Below are 24,692 nucleotides of genomic sequence, written 5' to 3'. Positions count from 1 at the left end.
TTCCGGGGTGTCCGGCAGAACTGCTCCAGGAGGGGGACTTTGCATGACCATGCGCGAGCGTGCATAATCTTCCTATGTCTAAGGTCCTCACCTCCCTCCCCACCGGCGAGCGCGTCGGCATCGCCTTCTCGGGCGGACTCGACACCTCCGTCGCGGTCGCCTGGATGCGCGACAAGGGTGCCGTCCCCTGCACCTACACCGCCGACATCGGCCAGTACGACGAGCCCGACATCGCCTCGGTGCCCGGCCGCGCGCAGGCCTACGGCGCCGAGATCGCGCGTCTGGTCGACTGCCGTGCGGCGCTGGTCGAGGAAGGTCTGGCCGCGCTGACCTGCGGCGCGTTCCACATCCGCTCCGGCGGGCGCGCCTATTTCAACACCACCCCGCTGGGCCGCGCCGTCACCGGCACGCTGCTGGTCCGGGCGATGCTGGAGGACGACGTCCAGATCTGGGGCGACGGCTCGACCTTCAAGGGCAACGACATCGAGCGGTTCTACCGCTACGGCCTGCTCGCCAACCCGCACCTGCGGATCTACAAGCCCTGGCTGGACGCGGACTTCGTGACCGAGCTCGGCGGCCGCAAGGAGATGTCGGAGTGGCTGCTCGCGCATGAGCTGCCCTACCGCGACAGCACGGAGAAGGCGTACTCCACCGACGCCAACATCTGGGGTGCCACCCACGAGGCCAAGACGCTGGAGCACCTGGACACGGGCGTGGAGACCGTGGAGCCGATCATGGGCGTCCGGTTCTGGGACCCGTCGGTCGAGATCGCCACCGAGGACGTGACGATCGGTTTCGACCAGGGCCGCCCGGTGACGATCAACGGCAAGGAGTTCGCCACCCCCGTCGACCTGGTGATGGAGGCCAACGCCATCGGCGGCCGGCACGGCCTGGGCATGTCGGACCAGATCGAGAACCGGATCATCGAGGCCAAGAGCCGCGGCATCTACGAGGCACCGGGCATGGCCCTGCTGCACGCCGCCTACGAGCGCCTGGTGAACGCGATCCACAACGAGGACACCGTCGCCCAGTACCACAACGAGGGCCGGCGCCTGGGCCGCCTCATGTACGAGGGCCGCTGGCTGGACCCGCAGGCCCTCATGGTCCGGGAGTCCCTGCAGCGCTGGGTCGGCTCGGCGATCACCGGTGAGGTCACCCTGCGGCTGCGGCGCGGCGAGGACTACTCGCTGCTCGACACCACGGGCCCGGCGTTCAGCTACCACCCGGACAAGCTGTCCATGGAGCGCACCGAGGACTCGGCGTTCGGCCCGGTCGACCGGATCGGCCAGCTGACCATGCGCAACCTCGACATCGCCGACTCCCGCGCCAAGCTGGAGCAGTACGCCGTGCTCGGTCTGATCGGCAGCGGCAACGCGGCGATCGGCGCCGCGCAGGCCGCCGCGACCGGCCTCATCGGCAGCATGCCGGAGGGCGGCGCCGAGGCCATCGCCTCCCGCGGCGAGGTCTCCGAGGACGAAGCGCTGCTGGACCGCGCGGCGATGGAGTCCGGCACGGACTGACCGAACTCCCGGACACAGCACCGCCGTTGGGCCGGTTCGACGCGCACGACGTCGGGCCGGCCCTTCGTCGCTCGGTGGACGGCCGGCCGGAACCGGGGATCGGACACTCGTACCCGGGGCCGGGTGGTGGCTCCGGGCGCCGAGCGGGATCTGGACGAACCGTCCGGCTCTCAGCCGCTACGGTGAGCCGGTCCCCAACACGATGGGATCCCGAGGAGGTGCTGTGGCGGTGGGCGGACTGCGGGACGCGCTGGCCGACTGGACGGACTACGACAGCGCGGGCTTCGAACTCGGGAAGATCTTGGGGGTGTTCCCCGCGAACCAGCCGTTCGGCCAGGTCAAGCGGATGTTCTGGGTGAGTGGCTACCGGCTCGGTGAGATGCTCGTCGACGTCCTCGACCAGATGGCCGAGGCCGGTGTGCTGCTGAAGAACGAGGACCTGCAGTACATGTGGAACCCCGACGGTCCGAATCTGCCGGGCACTTTTCCCCCGGCACTCCCCGCGTAACCTTCCCCCGTGACCACGCACAAGACCGTCGATGTGAGCGTCGACGCGATGATCGATGACCTCCGGACCCTCGTCGAGGTCGAGTCCCCCTCCCGTGACCTGGCCGCTCTGCGAAAGTCGGCCGAGACCGTCGCCTCCGTCGTCGAGGCGCGGCTCGGCGGTCGGGCCGCACTCGTCGACAGCGAAGGCGGACCGCATGTCCACTGGTCAGGCGGTGGCACACCCCGTGTGCTGATCCTCGGTCACCACGACACCGTGTTCCCGCTGGGTACCCTCGCGCGCCGCCCCTTCCGGGTCGAGGACGGTCGCGCGACGGGACCCGGTGTCTTCGACATGCTCGGCGGTCTGGTGCAGGCGGTCCACGGGCTGGCGTCGCTCGACGACCGGTCCGGCGTCGAGATCCTGGTGACCGCCGACGAGGAGGTCGGCTCCCACTCCTCCCGGGCTCTCCTCGAGGAACGCGCCCTGGCCTGCGGTGCCGTGCTGGTGGTCGAGGGCGCCGCCGACGGCGGAGGCGTGAAGACCGGCCGCAAGGGCTGCGGCACCTTCGAGGTGTCCGTCGCGGGCCGGGCCTCGCACGCGGGGCTGGAGCCGGCCGCCGGGGTGAACGCGCTGGTCGAGGCGGCGCACCAGGTCCTGGCCATCGCGGAGTTGGGGCGGCCCGAGATCGGTACGACGGTCACCCCTACCGTCGCGTCGGCGGGCACCCTGGACAACGTCGTACCGGCGGCGGCGACCGTCGTCGTGGACGTCCGCGTCGAGTCGGCCGAGGAGACGCAGCGGATCGAGTCCGCGTTCTCGGCGCTGACCCCGCATCTCGACGAGGCCGTGATCACCGTACGGGGAAGCGTCGGCCGGCCGCCGATGCCCGAGTCGGCGGCGGCCGGACTGTTCGCCGTGGCACAGAAGCTGCTGCCCGGTCTGGAAGGGCGGGCGGTCGGCGGTGGCAGCGACGGCAACTTCACCGCCGCGCTGGGAGTGCCGACGCTCGACGGGCTGGGTGCGGTCGGGGGCGGGGCGCACGCCGACCACGAGTATCTGGAGGTCGCGTCGATGGCCGAGCGGGCGCAGCTCGTCGCCGGGCTGGTGGACGCGATCCGGAGTGTTTGATCCCGAGCATGTCAGGAGCGCTCGGACGGCATCAACCGACCGTCGAAGAGCCATACTTGACCATACGGGGGATTGTCCCGTCCTGGCCTGAATCGGGAGAGCGGCATCCGGTGAGCAGCATCAGCAAGGTGGCGGGCAAGGTCGAGGTACGGCTCCGCTGGGATCCGAGTCCCTGGGGCAGTCAGCCGTGCCGGCTGGACATCATGGCGGCGACCTACACCGCCGACGCCCCGCACGGGCGTCCGGTGTACGTCGTCAACTCCGAGAGCCGCGCGCCGGACGGCACCATCAACATGAGCCGGCACAGCGAGACCGGCCAGGGGTACGGCGACATCGAGGTGATGGTGCTGGAACTCGACCGCCTGGCCGCGTCCTTCGGGCGGGTGGTCGTCGGCGTGGCGATCCATCAGAACGGCGGGACGCGGACCTTCGGTGAACTGTCGCATGCCAGGGCGCAGGTCGTGGAGGGATACAAGGAGTTGCTGTCGGACGACTTCGCCGGGGTGGGCGGGTCCACCGCGGCGACCGTGGGGGAGTTCACCAAGGACGCCTCCGGGGACTGGGAGTTCCGCCCGATGGTGCGCGGGTTCGACAGCGAGCCGGTCGGCTTCAGTGCGGAGATGGGCAGCGTGCCTCAGGCCTGACCGGCCGGTCCGCTTTGAAGTGCGGGAGCAGCGTGGCGACCGCAGGCCGCCTGTGGCGCAGTTCGTGGACCAGCCCGAGGACGATGGCGGTGCCCACCGCGACGAGGTGCTCGCGGCCCGCCAGGTTGGGCTTCACGATCGACTCCCACACCATCGACCCGCCGGTGAGGACGAACACGATGGGCGCGCGGCGGACGACGGCGATATAGGTGAAGAGTCCCACGACCGCGGCGGAGGGGCCGGTGTCGAGGACGTGCCCGACCTCGGGCCGCAGTCCGATGCCCCCGCAGCCGGGCCCGATGAGGAGCATGACGCGCACGGTGAGGGTGCCGGCCAGTGTGGTCGCGTAGGCGACGACCAGGGTGCGGACCCGGCCCAGTGCCAGTTCGGCCAGCGCGAACGCCAGGAACAGCTGGGTGATGCCGGCCCACACGGGCAGGTCGAGGGCGGGCACGTACAGCGATATCGGGGTGCGCAGCAGGGCGAGCCACAGCGGCAGGTCGCCCTGGACGCCGCCGAGCTGTCTGACGATCGACGCGCCGGCCGGCCGCTGCGCCAGCGCGTGGAAGAAGATGACGCCGAAGGCGGCGACGAACGCCAGGGACATCCCCGGCAGTCCGCGCCGCAGCAGCTGTCGTACGGGATCGACGACGATGCCCTGCCATTCACCCCGCAGTGTGCGCCAGATGAACACGCTCTCCCCACTCCCCCACCCTCGGACGAACACCCGGATCGGAATCTAGCCCCCTGACGGGGTCAGGTGCGTCCCGGCTCGGGCCGGAGTGGTGTTGCGGCCCGCGGACGGTACACATGGGGCTGATATTGAAGAGTGGGAAGTGTTCCCGACGGTTGGCCGACGACCCCAGGCAGTGGGAGGGCCGGTGCGTATCTCCGGAGATCCGGCCGGTTCCACCGCGGCCGACGCAGGGCACCGGACGACGCCTCCGCTCAGCTGGGCCGCGGTGGTGTTCTGGCTGGTCAGCACCACGGCGCTGGTGGCGTTGACCGGTATCGTCCTGGGCCGCGACACCCGGCCGGCCCCCTTTCTGGTGGTGCTGCCCGCGCTGATCGCCGGGCGCGGGACTGTGCGGCAGACCACTGTGGCGTCCGCGTGGGTGACGATCGTCATCGCCGGTTCCCTCTTCGACACACCGCTGCACACGGTGGGAGCGGACGCGGCGGTCATCGCCTTCACCCTGGTGTTCAACGGCCTCAGCGTGGCGCGGGCCGCGCAGCGGATCCGCTGGGAGGGCGAGATCGCCCGGCTGCGTTCCGCCGCCGCCGCTCTCCAGCGGCAGATCCTGCGCCCGTTCCCCCTGATGACCGACCAACTGCTGGTCCACGGCCTGTACCGACCGGTGGAGGAGGACAGCCGGGTGGGCGGCGACGTCTACGAGGTCGTCGCCTCCCCCTACGGCACCCGGGTCTTCATCGCCGACGTCCAGGGCAAGGGCCTTCAGGCGATCAGCGCCGCGTTCGCCGTACTGAGCGCCTTCCGCGAGGCGGCCGTGGCCGAGCCCACGCTCACCGCCTTGGTGGACGCCCTGGAGGAGGCGGTGCTGCGGCACAACTCCTTCGCGGCGCAGACCGGTGAGCGGGAGCGGTTCGTGACGGCGATCGTGCTGGGCGTCGACGGCGAGCAGGAGGTCCAGGCGATCAACTGCGGTCATGTGGCGCCGCTGCTGCTGCGCGGGGAGCGGGCCGATCCGGTGCTGCGGCAGGAGCCCTGTGTGCCGCTGGGCCTGGACGCGCTGGCCCCCGAGCCCCGTACCGTCGAGTGGTTCGCCTTTCCCGCCGACAGCACACTCCTGCTCTGCACGGACGGCGTCACCGAGGCACGCGATCCGTCCGGCACCTTCTATCCCCTTGAGGAACGGGCCGCGGCCTGGGGCGACGTCCTCCCGAAGGACGTTCCGGCCACCCTCTACGGCGATCTGCGCCGCCATACGGCGGGCACGCCCCGCGACGACACCGCGCTGCTGGTGCTGCGCCGCAGGGGTGACGCGGGCCTTCTCTGAGGGACGGACGGGACGGACCGGTCAGGGCCGGCCGCCCTGGCGGGGGTCGCCCGCGGTGAGGTGTTCGAGGACCTCGGCCAGTTCCTGGCAGGCCTGTTCCACCGAGAGCCTGGTGTTGCGCTGCTCGGTGATGACGGAGGAGAGCAGCAGCGCGGTGAGGGCCATCGTGCCGTTGAAGGCCTGGAGTTTCACCATCACCTCGACATGCGTCAGGTCGGCGAAGGGACCCGACTCCCGGGTCGCCGCGACGGTGGCCATGACGGAGGCGAACAGGGCGCACAGCATGCTGCCCGCGAACCGGAACCGCAGCGCGGCCCAGATCAGCAGCGGATAGACCAGGAACAGCAGGCTGACGTGGCTGTGGGTGACCAGGAGGACGATGACGGCGATGGTGGCCGCCAGCAGCAGGGCCTCCTTCCAGCGGTGCAGGTCCAGCGGGAAGCGCACTGTGCGCAGGATGAGCAGGAGCGGGGTGACGATGAGCACGCCCATCGCGTCGCCCACCCACCAGCCCAGCCAGACCGGCCAGAAGGAGTGCGAGGCCAGTTCGTCGGTGACGACGAGCAGGACGACTCCGCAGCTCGCGCTGATCAGCATGGCGCTCAGGGCACCCAGGAAGACCAGGGCGAGGCCGTCGCGGAGTCTGCCGAGGTCGGTGCGGAAACCCACCCGGCGCAGCATGAGGCAGGCGCAGACGGGGGCCGCGGTGTTGCCGGCCAGGACGACGAGGGCGGTCGGCTGGAGCGAGGTGAGCGACATGATCACGAAGAGGATGCCGAGGGCGATGCCGGGCCAGACCCGCAGCCCGAAGATAAGCAGGGCGGCGACCGCTACGCCGGTGGGAGGGTAGATCGGGGTGAACACGGCGCCCTCGACCACGAGCTCGCGGAGCAGGCCGAGGCGTCCCGCCGCGAAGTAGCAGCCGGCGACGGCCAGCGTCAGGAGGGCGTACCCGGCCGGTCGCCGCAGATCATCGAAACCCACCACAGCTGCCATCAGACACCGACCCCGCCGTGTCGGCGAGGCGAGCGGCGCGGGGCGGGCCTATGGTCCGGTCCCGGGCGCGTCGTGTCCCACGACCAGGACGGCCGCGTCGTCCTCGTGCCCCACACGCTCGGCTCCCTTGATCACCGCGGCCGCGAGCGAGCCCGCCTCCATGCCGGCCACGGCGGCGATTCCCGCGAGGCGCATCACCTGGTCGAGGCCTTCGTCGACGCTCATCGAGGGGCCCTCCACCACGCCGTCGGTCACCAGGACGAAGACTCCGCCGGTGGTGAGCCGGTGCTCGGTGACCGGGTACCGCTGTCCGGCGACGATGCCCAGGGGCGGTCCGCCCTCGTCGTCGGCGATGCCGCACCGGCCGTCGGCGGTGGCCCAGACGGAGGGTATGTGTCCGGCCCGCGCGCTCTCCAGCACCCCGGTGGCCGGGTCGAGCCGGACGAAGGTGCAGGTCGCGAAGAGTTCGGTGCCCAGGGACAGGAGCAGGTCGTTGGTCAGGGCGAGGAGTTCGCCGGGTTCGCTGGTGACGGAGGCGAGGGCGCGCAGGCCGACCCGGACCTGGCCCATGAACGCGGCGGCCTCGATGTTGTGGCCCTGGACGTCACCGATGGACAGGCCTATGCGCCCGTCGGGCATGGTGAACGCGTCGTACCAGTCGCCGCCCACGTTGAGGCCGTGGTTGGCGGGCGAGTACTCGACCGCAAGGTGGAACCGGGGGGTGACGGGCATCTCTCCGGGCAGCATGCCGCGTTGCAGGGCGACGGCCAGTTGCAGCAGGGAGCGCTGCAGCTCCGCCCGCTCGCGCGCCTGGGCGGTCAGCGTCCCGAGCCTGGCCAGCAGCTCGTCGCCGTCGTCCGTCGGGCGTATCCGGGACATCGACCACTCCAAAGGGTTTGGTACCGCTATAAGCATAAAGAACCGATTTTTCTCCTCCCTGGCGCGAAGACGGGAACGGCCCGGCCACCGCCGTAGCGGGGCCGGGCCGATGGGCCGTACGCGCCGTGTCAGCCCTGGCGGGCCTTGAAGCGCGGGTCCTTCTTGTTGATGACGAACATCACACCGCGGCGGCGGACCACCTGCGCGCCGGGCTTGGCCTTCAGCGAGCGCAGGGAGTTGCGGACCTTCATGACTGCCTCCCGTAGCGGCGCTCGAAGCGCTCCACGCGGCCGGCGGTGTCCACGACCCGCGTGTTGCCGGTGTAGAAGGGGTGGCTGGCCGACGAGATCTCGACGTCGATCAGCGGGTAGGTGTTCCCGTCCGCCCACTCGATCGTGCGCGCGGAGTGCGCGGTCGAGGTGGTGAGGAACGCGGTGTCCGCGGCGCGGTCGCGGAAGACGACCGGACGGGACACGGGGTGGATGCCAGACCTCATGGTGTTTCCTTCCTCAGACCGTCCCCGGAGGGACGGCCGCTCTGCGGGGTTCAACGCTGTTCGCGGAATTCGACGTGCTCGCCGGCGACCGGGTCGTACTTGCGCAGGACCAGCCGGTCGGGGTCGTTGCGACGGTTCTTGCGCGTCACGTAGGTGACGCCGGTACCGGCCGTCGACTTCAGGGTGACGACGGGACGGTTCGTGGTGCGTGCCATGAGGACCTCCTTCCGCCCACATCCCGGGATCTTGTCCCGAGCATGTCAGCTACATGCGTTCCAACACCGGCACCCCTCGGTGCATTCCCACCGTCTAGACCCGGAGCGCGGCCTTCTCCCGGGCCGCCCGCACGGCCTGCGAGAGACCCTCGATGTCGTACGCGCCGTAGTGCCTGCGGCCGTTCACGAAGAAGGTGGGGGTGCCGGCCACCCCGCTGAGGTCGGCCGACTCCACGTCCTCGGCGACATGGCCTGCCCCGGCGTGGGCCCGCATGTCCCGTTCGAAGCGGGCGGTGTCCAGGCCGAGCTGTTCGGCGTAGCCCCGCAGGTCCTTGAGACGCAGGGCGCCCTGGTGGCTCATCAGGAGGTCGTGCATCTCCCAGTAACGGCCCTGCAGCGCGGCGGCCTCAGCCGCCTCGGCGGCGAGCTGGGCGTGCAGGTGGACGTCGGTGAGCGGGAGATGCCGCCACACGTAGCGCACCTCGTCCCCGAACTCGCCGAGCAGTTCACGGACGACCGGCTCGGCCTGGCCGCAGTACGGGCACTCGTAGTCGCCGTACTCCACGACGGTCACCGGGGCGTGCCGCGGGCCGCGCAGGTGGTCGCGGTCGGGATCCACGGGGACGGACAGGTCGACGATGGTCTCCGCCCTGCCGAACAGCACCCGGGGCCGGATCTGCGGCGGCAGCAGTCCGATCACCCCGGTGACCAGCCGGGCGACCAGGAACGAGCCGACGACTGCGCTGAGGATGCCCGTCTTCGCGTCCTCCAGGGTGGTCCCGTCGAAGGCGAGCGTCGCGATCAGCAGGGAGACGGTGAAGCCGACGCCCGCGAGGGTGCCGCCCGCGGTCACGGCGCCCCAGCCGACCGGCGGCCGGATCCGGCCGCGGGACAGGACGCTGGTCAGCGCCGTCGAGGAGACGATGCCGAGCGGCTTGCCGACCACGTACCCGATGAGGATGCCCAGCCCGACGGGCGAGGTGAAGGCCCTGGCCAGCTGCTCCCCGCTGATCTGCAGGCCGGCGTTGGCGAGCGCGAACAGCGGGACCACGACGTAGCTCGCCCACGGGTGGTACATGCGCTGGAGACGGTCGTTCGGGGAGATGGACGCGGCGATGCCGGCCCGTACGTCGCGTTCCAGCTCGGGGGTGGGCTGCTCGCGGAAGAGCCGGAACAGTCCGGTGGCGCGTTCCAGGTCGTCGCGGCCCGCCGGATAGGCGAACGTGATCAGCCCCATGGCGAGCCCGATGACGACGGGGTCCACGCCCGATTTCAGCAGGGCGACCCAGGCGATGAGCCCGAGCAGGGCGTACACCGGGCCCCGGCGCACCCTGAACCGCCGCAGCAGCAGCGCGATCACGCCGAACGTGCCCACGGCGACGAGGAGCGCCGGTACGACGATGTGATCGCTGTAGAAGACGGCGATCACCACGAGCGCCAGGAAGTCGTCGACGACGGTGATCGTGAGGAGGAAGACGCGCAGGCCGGGCGGCATCTCCCGGCCCACGACGGCCAGCATGCCGAGCGCGAACGCCGTGTCGGTGGACATCGCCGCGCCCCAGCCGCCGGCCGTGCCATGGCCCACGTTGATCGCCAGGTAGATGCCGACCGGCACGAGCATGCCGCTCAGGCCCGCGACGAGCGGCAGGGCCAGCCGCTTGCGTTCGCGCAGCTCGCCCATGTCGAACTCGCGGCGCGCCTCCAGGCCGACGACGAGAAAGAACAGCGTCATCAGCCCACTGTTGACCCACTCGCGCAGATCGAGGGAGACCCCGTGCGAGCCGAGCCGGACGGAGAGGTGGGTCCCCCAGAACGACTCGTAGGCCGACGGCGCGACATTGGCCCAGACGAGCGCGGCCAGCGCCGCCGCCACGAGGACGGCGGCGCTTCCGGTCTCGGTCCGCAGGAAGTCGCGCAGCGGGGTGCGGGCTTCGTCGCCGCACGACGTCTGCCCCGTGTAGTCGGTGGTTTCGAGGGACATACGGGGTTTCAACTCCACCTGGCGTCGTGACTCACGTGTCGGCCCAACACCGGCCGCCCCACCGTTCATTCCGGCCCCGGGCGACACCACGGCAGACGGTACGGTCAGCCGCCCAGCGCCGCGCCGACCACGGCCCTGGCCTCCTCCTGCACCTGGCCGAGGTGGTCGGGGCCGAGGAAGGACTCGGCGTAGATCTTGTACACATCCTCGGTGCCGGAGGGCCGGGCCGCGAACCAGGCGTTGGCGGTGGTCACCTTGATCCCGCCGAGGGCCGCGCCGTTGCCGGGCGCCTCGGTGAGCACGCCGGTGACGGGCTCACCGGCCAGGGTGTCGGCGCTGACCTGCGCGGGCGAGAGCTTGGCGAGCAGCGCCTTCTCCTCGCGGTTCGCGGGGGCGTCGATCCGGGCGTAGGCCGGGGCGCCGAAGCGGTCCGTGAGGGCGGCGTAGTGCTGCGAGGGCGTCTTCCCGGTGACCGCGGTGATCTCGCTGGCGAGCAGCGCCAGGATGATGCCGTCCTTGTCGGTGGTCCACACGGAGCCGTCCCGGCGCAGGAAGGACGCGCCGGCCGACTCCTCGCCGCCGAAGCCGAGGGAGCCGTCGACCAGTCCGTCCACGAACCACTTGAAGCCGACGGGCACCTCCACGAGCCGACGCCCGAGGTTGGCGGCGACCCGGTCGATCATCGAGGAGGACACCAGCGTCTTGCCGACCCCCGCATCCGCGGGCCACTGCTCACGGTGGGAGTAGAGGTACGAAATGGCCACGGCCAGATAGTGGTTGGGGTTCATCAGGCCCGCGTCCGGGGTGACGATGCCGTGCCGGTCGGAGTCGGCGTCGTTCCCCGTGGCGATGTCGAACCGGTCGCGCTGCGCGATCAGCGAGGCCATGGCGTACGGCGACGAGCAGTCCATGCGGATCTTGCCGTCCCAGTCCAGCGTCATGAACCGCCAGGTCGGGTCCGCGAGCGGATTGACCACGGTGAGGTCGAGCCGGTGCTCCTCGGCGATCCGGCCCCAGTAGGCGACGGACGCCCCGCCCAGCGGGTCTGCACCGATCCGCACCCCGGCCGTCCTGATCGCGTCCAGGTCGAGCACGCTCGGCAGGTCGGCGACGTATGTGCCGAGGAAGTCGTAGCGGCCCGTGCCGGGGGCGGCGAGGGCCTGCGTGTAGGGGATGCGGCGGACGTCCTTCATGCCGCCGGCGATGATCTCGTTTGCGCGGTCCTGGATCCAGGAGGTGATCTCGGAGCCTGCCGGGCCGCCGTTGGGCGGGTTGTACTTGAAGCCGCCGTCGGCGGGCGGGTTGTGCGAGGGGGTGACCACGACGCCGTCCGCGAGACCCGAGGTCCGGCCGCGGTTGTGGGTGAGGATCGCGTGGGACACCGCGGGGGTGGGCGTGTAGCCGTCCGCGCTGTCGATGAGGACGGTGACCTCGTTGGCGGCGAACACCTCCAGGGCGGTGACCTGCGCGGGCTCGGACAGCGCGTGGGTGTCGGCGCCGAGGAAGAGCGGGCCGTCGGTGCCCTGTCCGGCCCGGTACTCGCAGATGGCCTGGCTGGTGGCGGCGATGTGGTCCTCGTTGAACGCCGTGTTCAGGGACGACCCGCGGTGCCCGGAGGTGCCGAACGCGACGCGCTGCCCCGGCTCGGCGGGGTCCGGGTGCAGCGCGTAGTACGCGGTGACCAGTCGGGCTACGTCTACGAGATCCTCGGCACGGGCCTGTTCGCCCGCTCGCTCGTGTGGCATCTGCCCGCTCCTCCATGTCGACCGACTTCGCGTACGGCCCCATCTTTGCTCGTCAGAGGCGTGTTTCGCGAGTACACCCCCGCCGCCTGTGGAAAACCCGGGCCCGCGCTGTCCGTCAGTACCGGTGGCGCCGGTCGAGCTGCTTGAGCACCGCGCCCGCCATGGCCGCCTCGCCCTTCGCGTTGGGGTGCGCGGGAGCCGCCGGGGACGCGGGCTGCAGCGGCTCGATCCAGCGGTCGGCGGGCGCCTTGCACATGTCGTGGCCGACGGTCGGACCGTAGGTGTCGACGTACTCCGCGCCGTTGAGCGCGGCGACCAGACGGAGCATCAGGTTGAGGTGCTTGCCGGTGTCCCGGAGGTACGGGAAGTCCTTCGCGGCGAACGGCACCGAGGGGTAGCAGCCGCTGCCGTCGTCGGGCAGGAGGTCCGGGTAGCCGACGACGAGCACGCGCGCGTGCGGTGCCTTCTTGTGGACCGCGCGCAGCACCTTGGTCACCTTCGGCGCGGTGTTGAGGATGTTCAGCGCCAACTGGTCGACGCCGGAGGAATTGTAGTAGCGCTGGCAGGGGTTGCCCGCCAGGTCCGTGGCGCTGAGCTTGACGCAGGTACCGATGATGGTGCTGAACCCGATGTCGTTGCCGCCGATCTGGACGGTCACCAGGTCCGTGTCCCGCTGCACGGCGTCCAGTTGGGGCGGGTTGGTGCCCTGCGCCTGCCACATCTCCGCGGTCGTCGCCCCACTGCAGCTCACGTCCGTGAGCACGGTCCCTCTCTGGTCCGCCGTCACCACCGAGGGGTAATTGTGGTCGGAGCGGGCGCAGTTGGCGTCCACCTGGGTCGGTATGTACGGGCCCGACGTGTAGGAGTCCCCGAGCGCCACGTACTGCGTGGTGCGGTCGTGGCCGTGTCCCGAGTCGTGCGCCGCCGCGGGCGCCGCGGACGCGACGACGAGGGCGCAGCCGCTGACCGCCGCCGCGACCGCCACGGCCCTGCCGCGGTGGTGCGCCGACGCGGCCGGATGCGTCTCACGGTTCATGGAGTTCCTCCCCCAGGTAGGAGACGCGCGACGGACCGGGCCCGACGTGGTCGTCTCTCCTTCAACTGGCCTTGTATACCGGTCGGTAGCCCGGCGTGCCAGAGGTCGGAAGGGAGGAGTTCGCTGCCCCCAGGGGCAAGGCGCGCCGAAATGGTTCGGCCGGTTCGGTGGCCGGTTCCCGGCGCCACGCACATGGACCGTCTCCGCCGGGTATCTCTACGGCAGGCGCCAACGCGCTTGGGGGTGGGGGGAGTTGGCCCTGTTGACGCAGAGGTTGCGGAGGCACGAGAAACGCGCGTCGCGCCGTTCGCGGCGACGCGAGACGATCAGCGCGCTGCGCGCCCAGGGACGCTACGGTCCCGGACTGCGCGAGGTGCTGCCCGCGCTGGTGGTCGTGGCCGTCGTCGTGTGCGGGATCGTGGCCGGCCTCGCCGTGGCGTACCGCGCCCTCGGCACCGGCGCGCTCGTCGGCGGACTTGCGCTGCTCGGCGTGATCGCCGCGGCCGCGGTCGTGCACCACCGCCCACTGGCCCGTCGCCGCCTCGGTTTCTACACGCCCGAGGAGATCGCCGACCTGGACGTGGAGGGCCTCGCGCTGGCCGTGTCCCGGATGCTGCGCCGCGACGGCTGGCGGGCGCTCGCCCGACCCGACGCGCTGGGCCGGCCCCGGGTGCGGGCCCGCGACCGGCGCGGTCGCCATCTGGAGGTGGCCTTCCGGCCCGTCGCCGAACCGCTGCCCGACGAGGAGGCACCGACGCGCTCGGGCCGCACGGCCGGCTCCGGTCCGCACCTGCGCCTCGTGGTCCACCGGGGGACCTTCAGCAGTCGTGATGTGCAGTGGGCGCGCCGTCAGGGCTGCGTGCAGCTCATCGACGGCACACGATTACGGCGCTGGGCCCACGGCACTCCGCTGCACCGGCTGACCGACGTCCCGTGAAACGCGGAACGAGCCGCGGGCACGACACCTGCGGCTCGTTCACGGTACGGCCGCTCAGCCCTCGCAGTGGTTGCCCACCGCCGGGTTCAGCAGACCGATCACGTTGATCGTGTTGCCGCACACATTGAGGTCCAGGTCGATGGGGATCTGGACGACGTTTCCGGAGAGCACGCCCGGGCTGTCGACGGCGACGCCGACGGGGTCGGGGTCAGCGCTCGCCGTACCGGCGCACAGCAGCAGTGCCGCACCCGCCAGACCCACCGCGGCCGTCAGACGCTTCCTCATGGAGAACTCCTGTCATTCGGAGGGGCATGTCCCTCCACGCTGACGGTGCTCCCGGGGGTGACGACACTCTTCGGCGTCCGAACGGGTGGTGGCCGTCCCTCCGGGCCGCCCGCTCAGTCCGTCAGTCCGGCGGCGACCGTCGCCCCGAGTTCCCAGCAGGCCTCGGTGCCCGCCCTGTCGGGTTCGCCGGTGAGCGTCACCGGCTCCGCGACCCGCCGCCAGCCAAGCCCGGTCGTGATCGCCTCGATGCCGCGCACGGCTCCCGTCACGTCGTTGCCGCCGTGCACGTAGTACCCGAAGGGCCTGCCGCGCGTCTCGTCCAGGCACGGGTAGTAGATCTGGTCGAAGAAGTGCTTCAGCGCGCCGGACATGTAGCCGAGGTTCGCGGGCGTACCGAGCAGATACCCGTCGGCGGCCAGCACGTCGGACGCGGTCGTGGACAGGGCGGCACGCCGTACGACCTGTACGTTCTCGATCTCTGGTGTCGTGGCTCCGGAGACGACGGCTTCGAACATCGCCTGGCAGTTGGGCGAGGGGGTGTGATGGACGATCAGGAGGGTGGGCACGGGGTGAACTTACTCGTCGGCCGGATACGTCTTGGTCACCTTGCCCTGGGGGGTGGCTTCCAGGTAGCCGCTCGACCCGTACTCGTCACTCAGGTAGACGGACATGTTCGCGGGCTCGTCGAAGGTCTTCCACGGGCCCTCGACCAACAGGTAACGGGACGTCGGATTCTTCACGTTGAGCACTTTCCCCGCGCGGGTGAGCAACTCGGGGACGGCGTCCCAGTCGAACTTCCCCAGGTCCACCGGCTCATACCCGTCCATCAGCTTGTCCTTGATGATCCCCTCCTCCACACCGCCGCCGACACGGTAGGTGTACGAGTCGAACTTGGTGTTGCTGCCCTTGACCATCACATCCGCCAGGACGTAGTCGGGATAGACGCTCAGGTTGCCGAAACTGTCCCGTCCCGACTTCTGCTCGATGGCCTTGATCGCGGTGCGGATGCCGCTCGGGGTAAGCAGGTCGGTGGTCTTCGTGGACGTGCCACCGGAGGAGGTGGGCGTGGAAGTGGGCGAGGTCTGCTGCGTCTTCCCACCAGTTCCCGGCGACGCCGCCGAACCATTGCCGTTGTTGTCGTTCCCGCCCGGCAGCACCTTCCAGGCAAGCGTCCCGATCAGCAGTACGCCCACCACGCTGGAGGCGACCGCGACGCCCGGTCGCCCGCGTCGCCGTACCGCCTGCATGTTGTCGGTGGTCGGCAGCACCGGCGGAGCCGGGGGTGCCAGCGGGTACGACGTGGTCTCGGGCCCGTGGGCCACCGGCTGGGCCGCCGCCGTCGCCAGCATCCGGCCCACCGTCCCCGCGTCCGGCCGCGCCTCGGGATCGCGGACCAGGACGCAGGACAGCATGGGCGTCAGCGCCCCGGCCCGCACCGGTGGCGGGACCTCCTCCTGGAGTACGGCGGCGAGCGTGGCCAGGGTCGTACCGCGCCGGAGCGGGTGGTGGCCCTCGACGGCGACGTAGAGCATCATCGCCAGCGACCACAGGTCGGCGGCGGGGCCGCCGCTGTGGCCGGAGACGCGTTCCGGGGCCATGTAGTCGGGGGTGCCGATGATGGAGCCGGTGGCGGTGAGGGCCGTGGCGTCGCGGATCGCGGCGATGCCGAAGTCGGTGAGGACGGGGCGGCCGTCGGTGCGCAGCAGGACGTTGGCGGGTTTCACGTCGCGGTGCTGGACGCCTGCCTGGTGTGCCGCGTTGAGGGCGTCGAGGACTCCGGAGCCGAGCCGGGCTGCTTCCGCCGGTTCCATCGGTCCCCGCTCCAACCGGTCGGCCAGTGAACCGCCTTGGACGAGTTCCATGACGAGCCAGGGGTAGGTGCCCTCGCCGCCGTCGACGATGTGATGGATCGTCACCACGTTCGGGTGCTCGACCCGGGCCAGGGCGCGTGCCTCGCGCAGGACCCGCTGGCGGAGCATCTCCGCCGCGCCGGAGTCGTACTCGGCGAGGTCGAGGTCCGGCGGCCGGACCTCCTTGACGGCGACATAGCGGTGCAGCAGCAGGTCGCGGGCGCGCCACACCGTGCCCATGCCTCCGCCGCCGAGCCGTGATTCGAGCTCGAAGCGGCCGTCGACGACCCGTCTGTCGGTCTCCCCCTCGTTCATGCGGAGGAGCTTATGTGACGAACGTGCACTCCTGTGCTTCGAGTTCGGAGGATGAGAAACGTCCGGGCCGACCCATGTGGGCCGACCCGGACGTCAGGTGGTGCGGACTGCTCAGATCAGGTCGAAGCGGTCCAGGTTGGAGACCTTGACCCACGCGTCGACGAAGTCCTTCACGAACTTCTCCTTCGCGTCGTCGCTCGCGTAGACCTCGGCGAGCGCGCGGAGTTCGGAGTTCGAGCCGAAGACCAGGTCGGCACGGGTGCCGGTCCACTTGACCGCGCCGGAGGCGTCACGGGCCTCGAAGGTCTGCTGGTCCGAGGAGGTCGAGGACCAGGTGGTGCCCAGGTCCAGCAGGTTGACGAAGAAGTCGTTCGTCAGCGTGCCGACCCTGTCGGTGAGGACACCGTGGGTGGACTGGCCCTGGTTGGCGCCCAGGACGCGCAGGCCGCCGACGAGGACGGTCAGCTCGGGGGCGGTCAGCGTGAGCAGGTTCGCCCGGTCGAGCAGCAGGTACTCGGCGGGGAGGCGGTTGCCCTTGCCGAGGTAGTTGCGGAAGCCGTCGGAGGTCGGCTCCAGCGCGGCGAACGACTCTACGTCGGTGTGCTCCTCGGTCGCGTCGACACGGCCCGGCGTGAAGGGGACCTCCACGTCGACGCCGCCGTCCTTGGCGGCCTTCTCGACCGCGGCGGCACCGCCGAGGACGATCAGGTCGGCGAGAGAGACCTTCTTGGCGCCGGAGTTGAACTCCTGCTGGATGCCTTCGAGGACCCGCAGCACCTGAGCGAGCTGGTCGGGGTCGTTGGCTTCCCAGCCGCGCTGCGGCTCCAGGCGGATGCGGGCGCCGTTGGCGCCGCCGCGCTTGTCGCTGCCCCGGTGGGTGGAGGCGGACGCCCACGCGGTGGACACGAGCTGCGAGACGGTCAGGCCGGAGGCGAGGAGCTTCGCCTTGAGGGCCGTGATGTCGGCGGCGTCGATGGTCTCGCCCTCGGCCTGCGGCAGCGGGTCCTGCCACAGCAGGGTCTCGGACGGGACCTCAGGGCCGAGGTACAGGGACTTCGGGCCCAGGTCGCGGTGGGTCAGCTTGTACCAGGCGCGGGCGAAGGCGTCCGCGAACTCGGCCGGGTTCTCGTGGAAGCGCTTGGAGATCTCACCGTAGATCGGGTCGAAGCGCAGCGAGAGGTCGGTGGTGAGCATCGTGGGGAGCTTCTTGGCGTCGCTGTGGGCGTCGGGGATGATCGCCTCGGCGTCCTTGGCCACCCACTGGTTGGCGCCGGCGGGGCTCTGGGTGAGCTCCCACTCGTAGCCGAAGAGGATGTCGAAGAAGTCGTTGCTCCACTGGGTGGGCTTGGTGGTCCAGGTGACCTCAAGACCGGAGGTGATGGCGTCGCCGCCCTTGCCGGTGCCGTAGGTGGACTTCCAGCCGAGGCCCTGCTGCTCCAGCGGGGCGGCCTCGGGGTCGTCGCCGACCGACTCGGCCGGGCCGGCGCCGTGGGTCTTGCCGAAGGTGTGGCCACCGGCGATGAGGGCGACGGTCTCCTCGTCGTTCATCGCCATGCGGCGGAAGGTCTCGCGGATGTCGCGGGCCGCGGCCAGCGGGTCCGGGTTGCCGTTGGGGCCCTCGGGGTTGACGTAGATGAGGCCCATCTGGACGGCGCCGAGCGGGTTCTCCAGCTCACGGTCGCCGGTGTAGCGCTGGTCGTCGAGCCAGGTGGTCTCGGGACCCCAGTAGACGTCCTCGTCGGCCTCCCAGACATCGGCGCGGCCGCCGCCGAAGCCGAAGGTCTCGAAGCCCATGGTCTCCAGCGCGACGTTGCCGGTGAGGATCATGAGGTCGGCCCAGGAGATGGACTGGCCGTACTTCTTCTTGACCGGCCACAGCAGACGGCGGGCCTTGTCGAGGTTGCCGTTGTCCGGCCAGCTGTTGAGCGGAGCGAAGCGCTGCTGGCCGCGGCCGCCACCGCCGCGGCCGTCGCTGATGCGGTAGGTGCCGGCGCTGTGCCAGGCCATACGGATCATCAGCGGGCCGTAGTTGCCGAAGTCCGCCGGCCACCAGTCCTGCGAGGTGGTCAGCACCTCGGCGATGTCCTGTTTGACGGCCGCGAGGTCGAGGGCCTCGAAGGCCGCGGCGTAGTCGAAGTCCGCGCCGAGCGGGTTCGCGACCACCGGGTCCTTGGCGAGGATCTTCAGGTTGAGGCGCTCGGGCCACCACTGACGGTTACCGCCGCCCTGGGTCGGGTGCGGGGCGCGCCCGTGCGCGACGGGGCAGCCCCCGGCGTCCTCCGACTTCGCGTCCGTGACGATTGCGTCGTGGTTCTCAGACATGGGAATCCTTCCAAACGGGGTGGATCACGTGACTCAGGAACTGGGGGCGGCGGTACAGGCGGGGCACAGACCCCAGTAGATGACCTCGGCCTCGTCGATCGAGAAGCCGTGGTCGTCGGAGGCGGTCAGGCAGGGTGCCTCGCCGACCGCGCAGTCGACGTCGGCGACCGAACCGCACGACCTGCACATGAGGTGGTGGTGGTTGTCGCCGACGCGTCCTTCGAAGCGGGCGGGACTGCCTGCCGGTTCGATACGGCGTATGAGTCCTGCCGAGGTCAGCGCGTGGAGGGCGTCGTAGACAGCCTGGAGCGATATGTGTCCTACGCGGTCACGGACCCCGGAGGCGACGGCCTCGACATCGAGGTGGTCACCGCGGCGAACGGTCTCCAGCAGCGCGACGCGGGCTGCCGTCACCCGCAGGCCGGCACCGCGCAGCTCCTCGGCGGTGGTCGGAGGCGGGGAAGCGGTCATGGCGCTCAACCTACAGCCATAAACACGAGTGATTCAAGAAAACAAACGGTTCAAGTTTGATGTCGTGTCGGGATGGGAGATGTGGAGCGGTCCCAGGTGGTGGCGGAGACCCCACGGTCCCGCAATGACGCCTTGCGAACTTTGCCGGTCTCGGTGAGCGGGAGTTCACGGACGGTGTCGAGGTAGCGGGGCACCGCGAACGGGGGCAGCTCCTCCGCGCAGTGCCGTACGAGGTCCCGGAGGTCCAGTACCTGTCCGGGCGCGGGGACCACCGCGGCCATGACCTCGTCCTCGGCCAGCTCCGAGGGGACGGGGAAGGCCGCCGCGTCGGCGACCGCCGGGTGCGCGCGGACGGCGGACTCCACCTCGTGCGAGGAGATGTTCTCGCCGCGCCGCCGGATGACGTCCTTGATCCGGTCGACGAACCGGAACCACCCGTCGGGCTCGCGCACCACCCGGTCGCCGGTGCGCCGCCACTCGGTGGGACCGGGTTCGGGCTCCCCCAAGCAGCCGGTGCAGAAGGCGAATCGGTGTGCGCTGCGGACGGTCTCGATCAGGTCGGTGGGCGGGTCGTAGGAGCCGACGTGCTGGAGGAACACGTCGGTCACTCCCGAGGCGCGCAGGTGCGCAGCCGTTCGGTGATCTGGGCGGCCGTGCCGAAGAGGCAGAACTCCTCGGCGAAGCGGACGGCCGCCTCGTCGCTGGTCCCAGCTGAGCAGATCTCCACGGCCGCGTCCCAGTCCTCGGCGTGCACGAGGTCCGGGTAGACGCCCTCGACCGTCGCGGGGACGTCCACGTGGATGCCCGCGAGGGCGAGGAAGGACGCGCCGCCGTTCTGGGCGATCGAGGCGCAGATCGGTTTGATCAGGCGGGCGTCGGCCTCGATGTCGTCGGTCACCTCGCAGAACGCGGACACGGTCACCGGGAGTTTCCCGGCGCTCCGGCCGGCCGCCTCGGCGCCCTCCCGGACCCGGGCCGTGGCGGCGGCCAGGGTGCGCGGTGAAACACCGCTGAGCAGGATGACGCCGTCGGCGATCTCCCCGGCAAGGCGCAGGTTGCGGGGTCCGCTGGCCGCCAGGTGCAGCGGAACGGACGGCTGCGGGTCGCGCAACCGGGAACGGACCTTGCCCTCGAAGTCCCACTCCTGCCCGTCCAGCAGGGCGCACAGCATGGTCAGCCCCTCGCGCAGTGCCGCCGAGCCGGTCTGCGGCGGGCCCACGGGTCCCACGGAGCTGTTGCCCACGCCGAGGCCGAGGGTGAACCTGCCGGGCGCGAGTTCGGCGACGCTGCGCGCGGCCGACGCCACGACGGACGGATGCCGGGTGGCGAGGTTGGTGACGGCGGTGCCGAGGCCGATCCGCTCGGTGGCGAAGGCCATAGCGGTGAGGGTGGTGAACACGTCCCGCCACAGCAACTGCGAGTCGGGGAAGCACACTTGGTCGAAGCCGAGCTCCTCGGCCCGCCGGGCGGTCCGGGCCACCCGGTCCGCCCGGTCACAGGGCGGGACGCGCACGCCGATCCGAGGCGGTTCCCCGCCGGCGCCCACCGGGTCGACGCCCACCGGTATGTCGCAGTTCATGAACAGGACCCCAGAGACGAGCGAGGGGCCGCCGAACAGCAGCGGTCCGCTCAGCGATCCGCTGCCGGATTATGCGCCGGCGCTGCTGAATGCGATGACCGCGATCGGTTGGACGCACTCGGCGGGCGGGGGCAGAGTGGGCGCGGTGAACCACATCGCAGATCCGGGGCGCTACGACAGCACGATGCGCTACCGCCGCACGGGCCGCTCGGGGCTCGACCTGCCTCTTCTGTCGCTGGGCTACTGGCACAACTTCGGTGACGACCGGCCGTTCGAGACCCAGCGCGAGATCGCGCTGCGCGCCTTCGACCTCGGCATCACCCACCACGACCTGGCGAACAACTACGGCCCGCCCTACGGCGCCGCCGAGCAGAACTTCGGTCGGCTGCTGAAGCAGGACCTCGCGCCGTACCGGGACGAGCTGATCGTCTCCACCAAGGCCGGCTGGGACATGTGGCCCGGCCCCTACGGCCAGGGCGGCGGCTCCCGCAAGTACGTGCTGGCCTCCCTCGACCAGTCCCTCAAGCGGACCGGCCTCGACTACGTGGACATCTTCTACTCCCACCGCCTCGACGCCGGCACCCCGCTCGAAGAGACCATGGGCGCGCTGGACACCGCCGTCCGCCAGGGCAAGGCCCTCTACGTCGGCATCTCGTCCTACGACGCCGAGCGGTCCCGTGAGGCCGCCGCGATCCTCCGCGACCTGGGCACTCCGCTGCTCATCCACCAGCCGTCGTACAGCATGCTCAACCGGTGGATCGAGACCGACGGGCTGCTCGACGCCGCTCAGGACGAGGGCTTCGGCGTCATCGGTTTCACGGCGCTGGCGCAGGGGCTGCTGACCGGGCGCTACCTGGACGGCGTTCCGGAGGGCTCGCGGGCCGCGCAGGGCACGTCGTTCGACGCGGGCTGGCTGACCGAGGACATGGTGCGCCGGCTGCGCGCGCTCAACGACATCGCGGCCAAGCGCGGTCAGACCCTGGCGCAGATGGCACTCGCCTGGGCGCTGCGCGACGAGCGGGTCACCTCGCTGGTCATCGGCGCCTCGCGCGCGGAGCAGCTCGAACAGAACGTGGCCGCGCTGGACAACCTGGACTTCAGCGACGAGGAGCTGGCCGAGATCGACTCGCACGCCGTGGACGGCGGGGTGGATCTGTGGCGGGACGCGCGGACTGGGAAACTCGGGTGAACCTCAAGGTGCCGGCCGCGGTGGCCGGCACCTTCCAGGACACCGCGGAGGCACGACGTACATGACAGTTGACGGCTCGGTCGAGCACCTGGACGGCACCAGCGGCGGCGAGACCGCCCCGACCACGCAGGCGGTGCTGGAGTCCCTGACTCCCAGCGCGACCTTCCTCGTCGTCACCGTGGAGCCCGGCGGCGAGGAGTCGGTGCGCCAACTCCTCGGGGATCTGGGCGGGTTGATCCGGTCCATCGGGTTCCGCGCGCCGGACGGGCGGCTCAGCTGTGTGACCGGCATCGGGTCGGAGGCGTGGGACCGGCTGTTCGACGGTCCGCGCCCCGCCGAACTGCACCCGTTCCGCGAACTCACCGGCGAGCGTCACACCGCCGTCTCCACCCCGGGCGACCTGCTGTTCCACATCAAGGCCGTACGGGCCGACCTGTGCTTCGAGCTGGTCACCGAGATCATGGGCCGGCTCGGCGGCGCGGTCTCCGTGCGCGACGAGGTGTCGGGGTTCCAGTACTTCGACGTACGGGATCTGCTGGGCTTCGTCGACGGCACGGAGAACCCCGTCGGGGAGGCGGCCCGTCAGGCCGTGGTGGTCGGTGGCGAGGACCCGGAGTTCGCGGGCGGCAGCTATGTGATCGTGCAGAAGTACGTCCACGACATGGCGGCCTGGAACGCGTTGACGGTGGAGCAGCAGGAACGGGCCGTCGGGCGCACGAAGTTGACCAACATGGAGATGGACGACGAGGTCAAACCTGCCGACTCGCACATCGCCCTCAACGTCATCACGGGCCCGGACGGCACCGAGCGGAAGATCCTGCGCGACAACATGCCGTTCGGCAGCGCGGCCCAGGGCGAGTTCGGCACCTACTTCATCGGGTACGCCCGCACGCCCTCGGTCACCGAGCAGATGCTGCGCAACATGTTCCTGGGCACCGACTCCGCCTCCCACGACCGCATCCTGGACTTCTCCACGGCCGTCACCGGGAGTCTCTTCTTCGTCCCCTCGGCGGACTTCCTGGACGACCTGCCCGCTTCCCCGGGGCAGGCAACTTAAGTGAATGGTTAACCAGCCGTTGACACCCCTGTCCGCCGGGCGCCCAATGAGGCCCGGACGCGGCGTCCGGCCGACCGGTCAACTGCCGTGCAGGACAGGGGGATTGCGGTATGCAGGTTCCCGCTCCGTTCGAGTACCAGCGGGTCGGCAGCGTGGGCGAGGCGGTCGCGCTGCTCGACCGGCTGGGCGACACGGCACGCCTGGTGGCCGGCGGGCACAGTCTGATCCCGATGATGAAGTTGCGGCTGGCCAACTTCGAGTACCTGATCGACATCAACGACCTGCACGACGAACTGGGTTACGTCCGGGTCGAACCCGGGCTGATCCGCATCGGCGCGATGACCCGGCACCGCGAGCTGCTGGAGTCGGACGAACTCGCCGCCGCCTTCCCGGTGTTCCGTGACGCCGAGCGCGTCATCGCCGACCCCGTGGTGCGCAACCGGGGCACGCTCGGCGGCTCCCTGTGCCAGGCGGATCCGTCCGAGGACCTGTCAGCCGTGTGCACGACGCTCGACGCGAGCTGCGTGATCCAGGGCAGGGACGGCGAACGGGTGGTGTCCATGGAGGACTTCCACCGGGGACCGTACGAGACCGCCGTCGGCGACGCCGAGATCCTCACCGAGGTCCGCTTCCCGGTCCGGCCGAACGGCTCCAGCGCGTACGAGAAGGTGGAGCGCCGGGCCGGTGACTGGGCGGTGGTGTCCGCCGGTGCCGCGGTATGGCTGGACGGCAACGGGCTGATCGCCGACGCCCGGGTGGGACTCGCCGCCGTGGGACCCAACACCGCCGGGATCCCCGGCATCGCCGACGCCCTGCGCGGCCGGCGGCCGACCGAAGAACTGTACGGACAGGCCGGGGATATCGCCGCCGAGGCCTGCTCCCCCGTGACCGACCGGCGCGGCAGCGCCGAGTACAAGCGCCATCTGGCACGGGAGTTGACCGTGCGCGTGCTGCGTCGGTCCGTGGCCCGCATCGACGAACAGGAGGTGTGATCGTGCAGGTCAGCATGGTCGTCAACGGCGAAGAGGTCACCCGGGAGATAGAGGGGCGGCTGCTACTGGTCCACTTCCTGCGCGACCACCTCCGGCTGACCGGCACCCACTGGGGGTGCGACACCAGCAACTGCGGTACGTGCGTGGTGTGGTTGGACGGCGAACCGGTCAAGTCCTGCACCGTACTGGCCGCGATGGCGGGCGGCCACGAGGTGCGCACCGTGGAAGGACTTGAACAGAACGGTGAACTCGACCCGGTGCAGCGCGGGTTCGTCGAGTGCCACGGCCTGCAGTGCGGCTTCTGCACCCCCGGCATGATGATGACCGCGCGTGCGCTGCTGGACCGCAACCCCGACCCCTCCGACACGGAGATCCGGGAGGCGATCTCCGGGCAGATCTGCCGCTGCACCGGCTACGCGACCATCGTCCGCTCGATCCGGTGGGCGGCGGCCGAGGAGGCGGGCACCCGAACTTCCCTGGAAACACAGGCCACTTCGGCTTCGGCTTCGGCTTCGGCTTCGGCTTCGGCTTCGGCTTCGGCTTCGGC

26 protein-coding genes are annotated in these 24,692 nt (G+C 70.7%); 10 read left to right on the top strand and 16 right to left on the bottom strand.

The features are described 5' to 3' along the window. Positions 1-74: 74 nt before the first annotated feature. From argG to ACWDEW_RS37070, 4 genes are all read left to right on the top strand, one after another. Positions 75-1,520 (top strand): argininosuccinate synthase, encoded by a 1,446-nt coding sequence (argG, locus tag ACWDEW_RS37085; protein ID WP_450518949.1) that lies wholly within the window; start codon positions 75-77, stop codon positions 1,518-1,520. Between the two features lie 223 nt (positions 1,521-1,743). After that, on the top strand, positions 1,744-2,028 hold the full coding sequence (locus ACWDEW_RS37080; protein WP_450518947.1) for a hypothetical protein: 285 nt from the start codon (positions 1,744-1,746) through the stop codon (positions 2,026-2,028). Positions 2,029-2,037: 9 nt separating this feature from the next. After that, entirely contained in the window at positions 2,038-3,138 is a 1,101-nt protein-coding gene (locus ACWDEW_RS37075; protein WP_450518946.1) for a M20/M25/M40 family metallo-hydrolase, read from the top strand. 110 nt (positions 3,139-3,248) lie between these two features. Beyond that, complete coding sequence (locus ACWDEW_RS37070; protein ID WP_450518944.1) at positions 3,249-3,782, top strand: TerD family protein; 534 nt, start codon at positions 3,249-3,251, stop codon at positions 3,780-3,782. On the opposite strand, the gene ACWDEW_RS37065 is transcribed toward ACWDEW_RS37070, so the two are convergent. Next, on the bottom strand, positions 3,748-4,476 hold the full coding sequence (locus ACWDEW_RS37065; RefSeq protein WP_450518943.1) for a hypothetical protein: 729 nt from the start codon (positions 4,474-4,476) through the stop codon (positions 3,748-3,750). The genes ACWDEW_RS37070 and ACWDEW_RS37065 overlap by 35 nt on opposite strands. A gap of 187 nt (positions 4,477-4,663) precedes the next feature. Between ACWDEW_RS37065 and ACWDEW_RS37060 the strand changes: the two genes are divergently transcribed. Continuing rightward, on the top strand, positions 4,664-5,800 hold the full coding sequence (locus ACWDEW_RS37060; protein WP_450518941.1) for a PP2C family protein-serine/threonine phosphatase: 1,137 nt from the start codon (positions 4,664-4,666) through the stop codon (positions 5,798-5,800). Positions 5,801-5,821: 21 nt separating this feature from the next. On the opposite strand, the gene ACWDEW_RS37055 is transcribed toward ACWDEW_RS37060, so the two are convergent. From ACWDEW_RS37055 to ACWDEW_RS37020, 8 genes are all read right to left on the bottom strand, one after another. After that, positions 5,822-6,796 carry an MASE1 domain-containing protein gene (locus ACWDEW_RS37055; RefSeq protein WP_450518939.1) on the bottom strand — a complete coding sequence of 325 codons (975 nt, stop codon included), beginning with the start codon at positions 6,794-6,796 and terminating at the stop codon, positions 5,822-5,824. Positions 6,797-6,844: 48 nt separating this feature from the next. Next, positions 6,845-7,675 carry a PP2C family protein-serine/threonine phosphatase gene (locus tag ACWDEW_RS37050; RefSeq protein ID WP_450518937.1) on the bottom strand — a complete coding sequence of 277 codons (831 nt, stop codon included), beginning with the start codon at positions 7,673-7,675 and terminating at the stop codon, positions 6,845-6,847. Between the two features lie 128 nt (positions 7,676-7,803). After that, the gene (gene ykgO, locus ACWDEW_RS37045; protein WP_450518935.1) at positions 7,804-7,926 is read right to left on the bottom strand and encodes a type B 50S ribosomal protein L36; all 123 of its coding nucleotides are present in this window, start codon (positions 7,924-7,926) and stop codon (positions 7,804-7,806) included. Next, entirely contained in the window at positions 7,923-8,171 is a 249-nt protein-coding gene (locus ACWDEW_RS37040) for a type B 50S ribosomal protein L31 (protein ID WP_450518933.1), read from the bottom strand. The genes ykgO and ACWDEW_RS37040 overlap by 4 nt, the downstream gene beginning before the upstream one ends. Positions 8,172-8,221: 50 nt before the next feature. After that, positions 8,222-8,386 carry a 50S ribosomal protein L33 gene (rpmG, locus tag ACWDEW_RS37035; protein WP_093623241.1) on the bottom strand — a complete coding sequence of 55 codons (165 nt, stop codon included), beginning with the start codon at positions 8,384-8,386 and terminating at the stop codon, positions 8,222-8,224. 94 nt (positions 8,387-8,480) lie between these two features. Beyond that, positions 8,481-10,367 (bottom strand): Na+/H+ antiporter NhaA, encoded by a 1,887-nt coding sequence (gene nhaA, locus ACWDEW_RS37030; protein WP_450518930.1) that lies wholly within the window; start codon positions 10,365-10,367, stop codon positions 8,481-8,483. A 104-nt stretch (positions 10,368-10,471) separates the two neighbouring features. After that, complete coding sequence (pgm, locus tag ACWDEW_RS37025) at positions 10,472-12,112, bottom strand: phosphoglucomutase (alpha-D-glucose-1,6-bisphosphate-dependent) (RefSeq protein WP_450518928.1); 1,641 nt, start codon at positions 12,110-12,112, stop codon at positions 10,472-10,474. A 115-nt stretch (positions 12,113-12,227) separates the two neighbouring features. Beyond that, positions 12,228-13,148, bottom strand: coding sequence for an SGNH/GDSL hydrolase family protein (locus ACWDEW_RS37020; RefSeq protein ID WP_450518926.1), 921 nt, complete (start codon positions 13,146-13,148; stop codon positions 12,228-12,230). A 262-nt stretch (positions 13,149-13,410) separates the two neighbouring features. On the opposite strand from ACWDEW_RS37020, the gene ACWDEW_RS37015 reads away from it, so the two are divergent. Then, positions 13,411-14,085: a hypothetical protein gene (locus tag ACWDEW_RS37015; RefSeq protein ID WP_450518924.1), complete on the top strand. Its 675-nt coding sequence runs from the start codon at positions 13,411-13,413 to the stop codon at positions 14,083-14,085. Positions 14,086-14,139: 54 nt separating this feature from the next. Here ACWDEW_RS37015 and ACWDEW_RS37010 read toward each other — a convergent pair whose 3' ends face one another. The 7 genes from ACWDEW_RS37010 to ACWDEW_RS36980 all read right to left on the bottom strand — a co-directional run bounded on the left by ACWDEW_RS37010 (position 14,140) and on the right by ACWDEW_RS36980 (position 20,907). Then, positions 14,140-14,370, bottom strand: coding sequence for a chaplin (locus ACWDEW_RS37010; protein ID WP_427924799.1), 231 nt, complete (start codon positions 14,368-14,370; stop codon positions 14,140-14,142). Positions 14,371-14,483: 113 nt separating this feature from the next. After that, a complete protein-coding gene (locus ACWDEW_RS37005) occupies positions 14,484-14,936 on the bottom strand; it encodes a flavodoxin family protein (RefSeq protein ID WP_450518922.1) in 453 nt (150 codons plus the stop codon). 9 nt (positions 14,937-14,945) lie between these two features. Beyond that, positions 14,946-16,535 carry a serine/threonine-protein kinase gene (locus ACWDEW_RS37000; RefSeq protein ID WP_450518920.1) on the bottom strand — a complete coding sequence of 530 codons (1,590 nt, stop codon included), beginning with the start codon at positions 16,533-16,535 and terminating at the stop codon, positions 14,946-14,948. A gap of 111 nt (positions 16,536-16,646) precedes the next feature. Next, positions 16,647-18,857: a catalase/peroxidase HPI gene (katG, locus tag ACWDEW_RS36995; RefSeq protein ID WP_450518918.1), complete on the bottom strand. Its 2,211-nt coding sequence runs from the start codon at positions 18,855-18,857 to the stop codon at positions 16,647-16,649. A 33-nt stretch (positions 18,858-18,890) separates the two neighbouring features. Next, positions 18,891-19,328, bottom strand: coding sequence for a Fur family transcriptional regulator (locus ACWDEW_RS36990; protein ID WP_450518916.1), 438 nt, complete (start codon positions 19,326-19,328; stop codon positions 18,891-18,893). Positions 19,329-19,378: 50 nt separating this feature from the next. Then, complete coding sequence (locus tag ACWDEW_RS36985) at positions 19,379-19,927, bottom strand: AMP-binding enzyme (RefSeq protein ID WP_450518914.1); 549 nt, start codon at positions 19,925-19,927, stop codon at positions 19,379-19,381. 5 nt (positions 19,928-19,932) lie between these two features. Next, positions 19,933-20,907: an LLM class flavin-dependent oxidoreductase gene (locus ACWDEW_RS36980; RefSeq protein WP_450518912.1), complete on the bottom strand. Its 975-nt coding sequence runs from the start codon at positions 20,905-20,907 to the stop codon at positions 19,933-19,935. Positions 20,908-21,052: 145 nt separating this feature from the next. Here ACWDEW_RS36980 and mgrA point away from each other — a divergent pair, with 145 nt between their 5' ends. The 4 genes from mgrA to ACWDEW_RS36960 all read left to right on the top strand — a co-directional run. After that, positions 21,053-22,096 carry an L-glyceraldehyde 3-phosphate reductase gene (gene mgrA, locus ACWDEW_RS36975; RefSeq protein WP_450519101.1) on the top strand — a complete coding sequence of 348 codons (1,044 nt, stop codon included), beginning with the start codon at positions 21,053-21,055 and terminating at the stop codon, positions 22,094-22,096. Between the two features lie 61 nt (positions 22,097-22,157). Further along, complete coding sequence (locus ACWDEW_RS36970) at positions 22,158-23,153, top strand: Dyp-type peroxidase (RefSeq protein ID WP_450518910.1); 996 nt, start codon at positions 22,158-22,160, stop codon at positions 23,151-23,153. Between the two features lie 110 nt (positions 23,154-23,263). Continuing rightward, complete coding sequence (locus ACWDEW_RS36965) at positions 23,264-24,145, top strand: FAD binding domain-containing protein (RefSeq protein ID WP_450518908.1); 882 nt, start codon at positions 23,264-23,266, stop codon at positions 24,143-24,145. A 2-nt stretch (positions 24,146-24,147) separates the two neighbouring features. Beyond that, a partial coding sequence (locus tag ACWDEW_RS36960; RefSeq protein ID WP_450518906.1) for a (2Fe-2S)-binding protein occupies positions 24,148-24,692 on the top strand: 545 nt, incomplete at its 3' end.

Source organism: Streptomyces sp. NPDC001100, assembly GCF_053598575.1.
Note: the sequence above shows the minus strand (reverse complement) of the source record. Positions and strands in the feature narration are given on the sequence as shown.

Bases quoted from the DNA above. Each gene is read 5' to 3' on its own strand.
- argG (WP_450518949.1), top strand. From the start codon at position 75: ATGTCTAAGGTCCTCACCTCCCTCCCCACCGGCGAGCGCGTCGGCATC.
- ACWDEW_RS37055 (WP_450518939.1), bottom strand. From the start codon at position 6,796: ATGGCAGCTGTGGTGGGTTTCGATGATCTGCGGCGACCGGCCGGGTAC.
- ACWDEW_RS37050 (WP_450518937.1), bottom strand. From the start codon at position 7,675: ATGTCCCGGATACGCCCGACGGACGACGGCGACGAGCTGCTGGCCAGG.
- ykgO (WP_450518935.1), bottom strand. From the start codon at position 7,926: ATGAAGGTCCGCAACTCCCTGCGCTCGCTGAAGGCCAAGCCCGGCGCG.
- ACWDEW_RS37040 (WP_450518933.1), bottom strand. From the start codon at position 8,171: ATGAGGTCTGGCATCCACCCCGTGTCCCGTCCGGTCGTCTTCCGCGAC.
- rpmG (WP_093623241.1), bottom strand. From the start codon at position 8,386: ATGGCACGCACCACGAACCGTCCCGTCGTCACCCTGAAGTCGACGGCC.
- nhaA (WP_450518930.1), bottom strand. From the start codon at position 10,367: ATGTCCCTCGAAACCACCGACTACACGGGGCAGACGTCGTGCGGCGAC.
- pgm (WP_450518928.1), bottom strand. From the start codon at position 12,112: ATGCCACACGAGCGAGCGGGCGAACAGGCCCGTGCCGAGGATCTCGTA.
- ACWDEW_RS37020 (WP_450518926.1), bottom strand. From the start codon at position 13,148: ATGAACCGTGAGACGCATCCGGCCGCGTCGGCGCACCACCGCGGCAGG.
- ACWDEW_RS37010 (WP_427924799.1), bottom strand. From the start codon at position 14,370: ATGAGGAAGCGTCTGACGGCCGCGGTGGGTCTGGCGGGTGCGGCACTG.
- ACWDEW_RS37000 (WP_450518920.1), bottom strand. From the start codon at position 16,535: ATGAACGAGGGGGAGACCGACAGACGGGTCGTCGACGGCCGCTTCGAG.
- katG (WP_450518918.1), bottom strand. From the start codon at position 18,857: ATGTCTGAGAACCACGACGCAATCGTCACGGACGCGAAGTCGGAGGAC.
- ACWDEW_RS36990 (WP_450518916.1), bottom strand. From the start codon at position 19,328: ATGACCGCTTCCCCGCCTCCGACCACCGCCGAGGAGCTGCGCGGTGCC.
- ACWDEW_RS36980 (WP_450518912.1), bottom strand. From the start codon at position 20,907: ATGAACTGCGACATACCGGTGGGCGTCGACCCGGTGGGCGCCGGCGGG.
- ACWDEW_RS36970 (WP_450518910.1), top strand. From the start codon at position 22,158: ATGACAGTTGACGGCTCGGTCGAGCACCTGGACGGCACCAGCGGCGGC.
- ACWDEW_RS36965 (WP_450518908.1), top strand. From the start codon at position 23,264: ATGCAGGTTCCCGCTCCGTTCGAGTACCAGCGGGTCGGCAGCGTGGGC.